This window comes from Mesorhizobium sp. M00.F.Ca.ET.216.01.1.1 (assembly GCF_004010325.2).
GTDB lineage: Bacteria > Pseudomonadota > Alphaproteobacteria > Rhizobiales > Rhizobiaceae > Mesorhizobium.
The window spans coordinates 1-8588 of the sequence record NZ_SADR02000039.1 but is presented as its reverse complement, the minus strand read 5'-3'; the positions used below and the strand labels follow the sequence as shown (position 1 = coordinate 8588).

Sequence of the window (8588 nt, the reverse complement as noted above, 5' to 3'; positions counted from 1 at the left end):
GTCAAAGGCCTCGACGTCCTCAACAGCCACGATCAGGACAAAATCGGCGTCGCCCGTGACCATATAGCACTGGCTAACCTCCTTGGCCGCCCGCATCGCGCGCTTAAAATCGTCGACAAGGTCCAGACGAATGGCGGCAGCACATCGCGAGATACTAGAGGGCTGAAGTGTCTATGCATCGTGGCGCCCTCGCCGGCCGTATACCCCAATCCGGCCAAGCCCACTTACTACGCGCAGCCGTTCGCCGGTCCCCTTTGGTGCGGTCGCTCGCCCTAGTCCGTGGGTCTTGCCGTGGTGGGTGATCCGATGATCCGACTCCTCAGCCTTGAAAATTCACTCCTACCCAGGAAGGCGCCTAACTCCCTTGGAATTGATACTTATCGCAATTCGCTCATTCACCTTTGGAGCCCGTCCGTGTGGATAATGAGCCTCCATCAGCACTTCCTGGCCCGAAACATCCAGCCGAAGGCGGCAGAGAGAGCCATGGTAGTTGCTCGATGTCACCCGCGCCTCAAATGCATGTGCTTGACCAGGAATCTCCACAGGCTTCACGTGTTCGGGCCGCACAATGACGGTAGCAGGGCCTGGACCGGCGTCTACTGGCAACCGAATGCTATCGCCGACGGAAAACTCGCCTTGTCCATTTACCATGCCATCAAAGATCGAACACCATCCAATGAACTCTGCGACGAAACGTGTTGCTGGGGTCTCGTAAATCTCCGACGGTGTGCCTACCTGCTCTACACCCCCATTGCGCATCACCATAATCCGATCCGCAAACATCAGAGCTTCTTCCTGGTCGTGGGTTACGAACAACGTTGTGATTTGAATCCGCTTCAATAAGGAACGCAGATCCTCGCGTAAACGTACTCGCAACTGCGCATCGAGATTTGAGAAGGGTTCGTCGAGAAGTAGTACAGCAGGATTCATCGCGAGCGCGCGCGCAAGAGCCACTCGTTGCTGTTGCCCGCCAGACAATTCAGCTGGATATCGCCGAGAAAGATGTGCCAACTCAATCAATTCAAGCATTTCCTGGACGCGCTGTTCTCTCAACTTTGGAGGCTTGCCCAGGTTCTCAAGCCCGAACGCTATGTTTTGGGCAACAGTCATATGCGGAAATAGAGCATAGCTTTGGAACACCATCCCGGTGTCGCGCCGATATGGCGCCAAATCTGTGACCTCTTTGCCTTCGATCTCTACGGTCCCCGATGTCGGCTTGACAAAGCCAGCCACCATCCGAAGCGTGGTTGTCTTACCGCAGCCGGATGGACCCAGCAAACACAGCAACTCGCCTTTCTCCACATCAAGCGAGACCGATTCTACCGCAGCAGTAGCACCATACATTTTTGATATATTTTTTAGCGACACTACTGACATCTTCGCCCCGTTCTGCTTCGCACCCGTTTACATACGACAGCCTATGACCCATCTCTAGAATAGCTTATCCACTCCGATTACTCGTTCAATTATGAGTATGACTACTATAGTGACGGCAATCACTATGCTTGATACCGCAGCCACAATGGGCTCGTAGCTGTACTCTACGTAAGTGAAAATTTGCACCGGCAAAGTTACCGTTCCTGTGACCGCCAAAAAGGATGAAAGCGTTACGTTGCCAAAGGAGGTGACGAACGCAAACACTCCGGCGGTAATCAAGCTAGGCGCCAAAAGAGGCAGCGTTATCCTCCTGAACACACGAAATGGCCGCGCCCTAAGATTCATCGCGGCCTCCTCCAATGCACGGTTAAGAACCAGGAGGCCACCGATCATTGTGCGCACCACGTATGGCAACATTATCACCAGATGGCCAACAAAGAGCCCGACGAACGAGTTGCTGAGTCCCACCCAAGCAAGGAACTGTAGAAGTCCAAGGCCTAGAACGACAATAGGTACGATGAGCGGAGACAACACCAGAGATTGGAAAAGCGATGATCCCTTAAAGCGGTATCGAGCAATTGCGAAAGCGGCCGCAGTACCCAGTATTAGAACAACAATTGTGGCCACAATCGCCAATTGACTGCTTGTCCAGAGCGCAGACATAAATGGCGAACTGCTAAATGCAGCTTCATACCATCGCAACGAAAACCCACTTGGAAGGAAGCTCAAAGTGTCTTCACGTGTGAAGGATGCTAGAACTACGATGCCTGCTGGCGAAATCAGCATAACGTACACCGTGAAGCGAACGGCCAACCCTGCAACGCCCAACACAGTGTCGATAAGATCACTGTTCACTTTGCGATACTCCGGTGTCCCGTCAAGGTTTTTGCGGCAAGCGTGTTGGCAACACCCACGACCAAGCTAGTTACGGCTAGCATAACCACAGACAGCGCCGCCCCGAGCGGCCAATTCAGTCCGGTGACAACTTGCTCATAAATGATACTTCCCAGCATCTGCACTGATCCGCCGCCAACAAGTCGTGGAGTGATAAATGCAGATACGGTCAAAATGAAAACAAGGGTAAACCCCGTCATGATGCCCGGCATAGCAAGCGGAATAACAACGCGGCGAAACGTCGTAAATCTATTTGCGCGCAGATTCGCAGATGCGTGCTCCAGCACTGGATCGATTTTCGAGCATACGCTCATCACGGATAGTATCATGAACGGGAGAAACTGTTGCAATAGGACAAGCAGTACTGCGCCTTTTGTGTATAGAAGTCTAACCGGACTATCAACAGCGCCGATGCCGATAAGCAATTGATTTACGATGCCACTGCGGCCAAGAATAACAATCCAGCCGAACACGATAACTACAAGGCTGAGTGTCAGGGGCAAGATGACTAGAATCAGTCGTGATCGGCGTTTGTTTGCAGGTAAACGCGCCAGTGAGTACCCTACCGGAAATCCGACCAGTAGGCTGCCGACGGAGACGACCAATCCATAAACAATAGTCTCAACCAAGACGATTTGATAGAAGGGATCAAGTGCAACTTCTAGGTACTGTTCAAGAGAGAACCCCTCTGCACCGAACGATCGCACACCAGGGTAAAAGCTGGTGCGAATGACTCCTGCGAGAGGGACGATCATAAAGAGCAGCAACAGACCTACACTGGGCGTGATCAGCCATACCCACACTGTGGATCGTTTATCGCGGGCTTTAAACCTGACCAATGACCGGTTTTGCAACTCAAATTCCTGCTTGCCAGAACTGCTAATCAAAAAGGACGGGGCAGGCTTGAGCGCCCGCCACGCCTACCGCATCTCGCGGTTGAATTGGGCGATCCATTCGCTCCTGTATGCGGCAACCTTCTGCCAGTCGACCGGCTGGAGGTTTTGAAGACCATTTTCTCCGTATGGAATCATGTTCGCAGCAACGTCTGGCGGCAATTGTACGCGGGTGGTTGGCACATAGCCAAAGAACCTGGACATCTCTGTCATAAATGGCCCGGTCAGCAGTTGTTCAAGGTACGCCTTTACGGCCTCCGGATGCTTTGTTCCCTTGACTGGATTTATATACGAACGGAGCCCATACAGGCCCTCAACCGGTACGATTAGCGACATCGGTTTCCCTGCCCTCTGCATTGAAAATACGCGCCCATCCCAAAAGGGGCCTGCCAGCGCTTCTTCCTGTTCGAATAGCTGAAGCAGATTTACCGTGGACGCAGTGGTCGAGGTGATGTTTGGCTTGATCCTGCGGAGTGCCTCGAAGCCAGGGCCGACGTTGTCTTCGCTGCCGCCGTTCGCCTTGGCCAGCGCAAGCAAAAACAGCACCCCACCCCCGTTCTCCAAATTTAAGGTTGCAACGCGCCCCTCAAGGTCTGGTCGCGCAAGATCTGCATATGACTCAACTGGCGGGTCAACCAACTTTGTATTATGGGTCAGAACCATCGATGATGCAGACATCGGGATACCGTGGTCCCCAAACTCTCGAATATTTGGGGACAGCATTGCAATCAGATCGGCATCCAAATCCGTAGGCGTTATAGCCTCGGCCTTGATCAAATCCGGCATATTTGGACTATCAGCCATGATCAGATCGAAAGGAGGATTGGCGGGCGACGCAAGAATTCTCGCAGTTGCCGCTGCCGCAGTGGACGGAGTGTGCATAACCGTTAGGCCTGTCTGCTCTTCCAGGGGCTTTGCAACGGTCTCGACGAGGATTCGATCGTAGTCCCCCCCATATCCGTTGATATTCAGCGTGATCCCCTCAAATCGCTTTTCCTGACCCCAAGCGATGTTTGGTAGAGCGAGGCCGCTGGTCGCGAGTGCCAAGGATTGCAGAAAAGAGCGGCGTTTCATTGTATTTTCCCTTTTCTAACGTATCGCGAGGGTGGCATGCGAAGCCGACATCCTGCATAAGAAGGCCAATTCTCACTTCTCACAAACAGAGAATGTAGATCGGGGGCATCTCGCCGGGAGATGGGGAAGCTTGCGAGCCGACCAAACACCCACGCAGGGAGTATTTTTTGCAGAGCCTTGCTGCAACTGGCGGTTAGGCAGTTCGAGTTTCTGGCTGGGTACTCAGGGAATGTGGTCAGCACTTACTAGTCAGGTAGTCCGCTGATCGTCTCGAACAGTTGACGAGACGTGCAAACTGTCTCCGCTCGGTCGAGTGACGGATGGCCACGTAGTCACGCGTATCGTTCTGCTTCCGGTTAGTGCTGCCAATCGTATTGGGAACCTCCTTCCCGCTGACGGATGATGAGGCGGTGTCCAATGTGCGGTAGCGGTCACGCGGCAGAGTATCTGCCGCAAAGCCGAGGAAGCAGGATGTCAATCGCAAAGCAGTCCAGCTGCGAACTTCGACCACAGGGCTCCCCACCAAGTGAAGTCCAAAGTCACCAATCAACCCCAACCTTAACAAGTTCGACTTGCACGGGAATCGTTTGCGCTAGTTGGTCGAGCGGTATTCGTGGAGGCGCCGAACTCTTTGCGCAAAGCCTCAGAATGGGCTCCCATGGCGGGAACGGGTCGCAACAGCGGAGCTTTTTCTCCGTCAAAGATCGCCGCGGGCGCAATCATTTCGATTACTCCCGACGGCGTTGCGACCGATAGCCGTCGCAGATGTGGATGTTTGGAGACGTGCTCTACTTGGTTGAGGCGTCCGTAGGCCAAACCTGCCGCCTCCAATTCGGTCATTGCTTCGTCGCTCGATAATTCGGCGAAGCGCTGGACAACAATCTCATCCAACGCCGCCCGGTTGCCGAGCCGCTTCATATTATCTGCAAAATCTGGACGGCGGGTAAGTTCAGGCTGCTTGAGAAACTTGGCGCAGAAGTTGGCCCATTCTCGGTCATTCTGGACGGAGAAAATGACGTCCTTCCCATCAGCGCAACGGTAGGCCCCATACGGCGCGAGAGAGGGGTGATTTACCCCCGCTCTCATCGTTTGGTAGGCACTGTAATCAAACTGCAGCACCGGAACGTTCATCCAGTCGGCCACGGCGTCAAAGAGCGAGACCTGAATCCCGGTTCCCCTGCCAGTGCGCTCACGTTGGAAAAGCGCTTGCAGGATCGCGCTGTGTGCAGTCATGCCGGCCGAGATGTCACAAACCGAAACGCCAACCCGCGCCGGCCCATGCTTCGTCCCCGTTATGGCGCAAAGCCCTGTCTCTGCCTGCACGATAAGGTCGTATGCTTTCAAATGGGAATAAGCTCCAGCATCGCCAAACCCGGATATGTCGCAGGTTATCAAGCGAGGGAAGCGCTGACGAAGCTCGTCAGAACCAAAGCCGAACTTGTTGATACTGCTGGGCCTGAGATTTTGGATGAAAACATCGGCTCCAGCAACCATAGCGTCAAGAATCGCGCGATCCTCGTCTGCCGTCAGGTCAAGGCAGATCGACTCCTTTCCGCGGTTTAGCCATACAAAATACGCGCTCTGGCCTTGCACAAGCTTGTCGTAATTTCTTGCGAAGTCACCATTGGGGCGTTCGACCTTAATAACACGCGCGCCGGCATCAGCAAGCCGCGACGAGGCATAGGGAGCCGCCACCGCCTGCTCTACAGCAACAACAGTAATACCTTCGAGAGAACTGTTCATGCAGATTCCGCGTTGGCGTCCTGGACGTCGTTCCGGGAGCGTCGATAGTTGAGAGCGGCGAGCAGCCTGCTCTGCTCATTGCCGACAATAGAAATGCCTTCATCGACGCCCATCCCGGGCTTTGCCAGCATCATGTCAGCCTGTGTTGCCACTGCCACGTTCGCCGAGGCTCTTGCCGACAAGTCGGTCTCGGTGCAGCTGCCGCCGACATACGCCCATACGCCGTGTTCTTTGCAGGCCAGAACGGCCCAGGCCGTGTCGGCGATCGAACCGACGTCAGGCATCTTGATTTGAACTACATGTGCTGCTTTCGCTTCGGCGAAACGCCGGATGTCGTCAAGGGTGTTGCAGTGTTCGTCGACTACCAGACGGGCGTCGGAGCCCCGGGCGTCGAGAAGGTCGACAATTTTCGCGTACTCGTTTAGTTGCGCATCGGTTGACCCGAAGTCTGCCGGGCACTCGACATGCAGTCGGAAGCCGGGCACGTCATCTGCAAGCCGCGCCATGAAGTCCGCGATTTTTCCGGCTTCAAGCCCAATTTCCAGACCGATCCAGCCGTAGACGTCGAAGTGCAGGATAGGATGATACCCTGGCTCCCCGATTTCTGTTATCCGCCTCCCGACCCATTTCACGAACTCTCGGAATGTTGCTCCCGAGGGGCCGAACTTCTCCCGGGTGTTGATAAGCCCGTGCGGAAGCACATCGACGGACTTGAGGATCATCTTGTCGACGTTGATCTCCCTGGCATCTCCACTTTGGGCGTAGATGGGCACACGCCTCTCTGGCAGAGGCAGGGAAAACTCCGAGCAAATGACCTCGGCTAGGGTGGTCCGCGCAACGTGTGCGGCAGCACCGAGCAGCGCTTGGCTCACGCCATACTCGATCGCAAGCGGAAGCCGCTTTCCATCGTGATAGGCAAGGACATCGTCGCACGCACCCAGAAAATTCGACAAATCAGCGGATAAAAGTCGCGGAACAACGACAGATCTCGCGAGTGCTGCAATTGCGTCAGTCTGGAAAAGAGAGTCGCGACCGCCTGTGCCTGAATACTGAACACTCATCATGTCCCCCCAGACGATCGCATCGTCCGACAGGACAAGGCCAAGACTGACGGACCGGGAGGGCATTCGGATAGTTTCAAAGCCGGATGTCCGAGGTGCCCCTACATACCGGAAACCATCAGTGGCGACGCCTGCTCGAATCGCTGCTTGATCATCATAGAAAAAGCTACCATTTCCCGGCGCCAGGATAACATCTCTTACTTTGAGAGCAGTTGCCATGATAGCGCACCCAATTCTTCGACGTCGTTAATCAACTGTAGCGACTTCGAGGAAGCAGCGGTTCTGACGCGGCGGTGCCTCCCCCTTCGCGGTGCAGTATGCCCAGCGGGGCCGGATACACGCCAATATAAAATCGGCTTTCAAGCCATCTCGTTTCGAGATAATGTCGAGGATAGCCGTTGAGAACCCAACGGGTTCGGAACGTCACGAACAGCGGCTCCCCCAAGGGACACCATGGAACTGAGACAACTGAAATATTTCGTCGGCGTGGTGGATGCGGGTAGTTTCACCAAAGCTGCAGAACAATTGAACGTGGCACAGAGTGCGCTCAGTCACCATGTCCGACAGATGGAGGAAGCTTTCGGCACGCAGCTCCTGGTCCGCGAAAGAACCGGAGTGACGGCTACGACCGCCGGGACGAAACTTTTAGACCACGCACGCATGATCTTGCGCCAAGTCAAACTCGCCGAAGAGGAATTGACGAGCAAAGCGAAATCACCTGCCGGCGAAGTGACGATCGGGATACCGTCCGGTGCAGCGCGCGTCATGGTGACGGAACTCCTTGCGTTGGCCAGAGAACGCCTTCCGAAGGTTTCCCTCAAGATTGTCGAAGGGATGAGCGGGTTTATCGAAGAGTGGATGACTGCCGGTCGCTTCAATCTCGCGATCCTCTATAAGAACGGCGAGAGTATCGGCAACTCGACAGTGCTGGCCCGAGAAGAATTTTGCCTTGTGGTGCCTCCGAACCAGCCACCATTCGAAGACACGATCCGCCTGTGTGACCTGCATTTCTATCCCTTGGCTGTGCCGATGGGCGCCAACAACGTTCGCCGTTCCGTGGCGGACGTCGTGGCGCAGCACGGATGCACGCTGGATGTGCGATTTGAAGTCGATTCTCTGTCGACTATTGTCAGTATGGTGATGGATGGAAAAGCATATTCGATCTTGACCCCTTCGGCCATACAACGTGAGGTCTCTCTCGACCAAGTTCGAACTGTGCGAGTTGTCGATCCGGTGATTACCCGATCTGTAGTTCTCGCAGTGAATCCTAGGGACGAGCGGTCAGTGGAAGTCGCCGCAGTACGCACACTCATTCCCGAAGTTGTGCACCAGCTAGCTCAGAGCGGCAGATGGCCTTTGATTCTTCCGGCAGTTGAGCCGGCGCTCCACTCGTAACTGACTAAGCCTTGTGATCTTGCCCCCAGTTTCTATCCAGTTTTGAGTTCGTTTCCGGCGTGGGTTGTGCCCTGCTGGGCGGGTGAAGCGACGGGCGCTGGCCCGGAGCCTTTGGCATAGCGCAGCGCGAGCGACCGTCGCGGATTGAAGG

The 8588-nt window shown here is 54.9% G+C and carries 7 protein-coding genes and 1 pseudogene; 1 reads left to right on the top strand and 7 read right to left on the bottom strand.

Annotation, left to right across the window (positions count from 1 at the left end):
* The 7 genes and pseudogenes from EN859_RS39845 to EN859_RS32230 form a co-directional block, all read right to left on the bottom strand.
* A pseudogene (locus tag EN859_RS39845) lies at positions 1 to 63 on the bottom strand (ArsR family transcriptional regulator); the annotation flags it as partial.
* A gap of 276 nt (positions 64 to 339) precedes the next feature.
* Complete coding sequence (locus EN859_RS32255) at positions 340 to 1377, bottom strand: ABC transporter ATP-binding protein (protein ID WP_126038187.1); 1038 nt, start codon at positions 1375 to 1377, stop codon at positions 340 to 342.
* 54 nt (positions 1378 to 1431) lie between these two features.
* A complete protein-coding gene (locus tag EN859_RS32250) occupies positions 1432 to 2232 on the bottom strand; it encodes an ABC transporter permease (protein WP_126038185.1) in 801 nt (266 codons plus the stop codon).
* Positions 2229 to 3125 carry an ABC transporter permease gene (locus EN859_RS32245; RefSeq protein ID WP_126089945.1) on the bottom strand — a complete coding sequence of 299 codons (897 nt, stop codon included), beginning with the start codon at positions 3123 to 3125 and terminating at the stop codon, positions 2229 to 2231. The genes EN859_RS32250 and EN859_RS32245 overlap by 4 nt, the downstream gene beginning before the upstream one ends.
* Positions 3126 to 3191: 66 nt before the next feature.
* Positions 3192 to 4238: an extracellular solute-binding protein gene (locus tag EN859_RS32240; RefSeq protein ID WP_126038180.1), complete on the bottom strand. Its 1047-nt coding sequence runs from the start codon at positions 4236 to 4238 to the stop codon at positions 3192 to 3194.
* Positions 4239 to 4796: 558 nt separating this feature from the next.
* The gene (locus EN859_RS32235) at positions 4797 to 5981 is read right to left on the bottom strand and encodes a CaiB/BaiF CoA-transferase family protein (RefSeq protein WP_126038177.1); all 1185 of its coding nucleotides are present in this window, start codon (positions 5979 to 5981) and stop codon (positions 4797 to 4799) included.
* Positions 5978 to 7261, bottom strand: coding sequence for a methylaspartate ammonia-lyase (locus tag EN859_RS32230; protein ID WP_126038175.1), 1284 nt, complete (start codon positions 7259 to 7261; stop codon positions 5978 to 5980). Before EN859_RS32230 ends, EN859_RS32235 begins: the two co-directional genes overlap by 4 nt.
* A gap of 234 nt (positions 7262 to 7495) precedes the next feature.
* Here EN859_RS32230 and EN859_RS32225 point away from each other — a divergent pair, with 234 nt between their 5' ends.
* Positions 7496 to 8437: a LysR family transcriptional regulator gene (locus EN859_RS32225; protein ID WP_126038172.1), complete on the top strand. Its 942-nt coding sequence runs from the start codon at positions 7496 to 7498 to the stop codon at positions 8435 to 8437.
* Positions 8438 to 8588 lie beyond the last annotated feature (151 nt).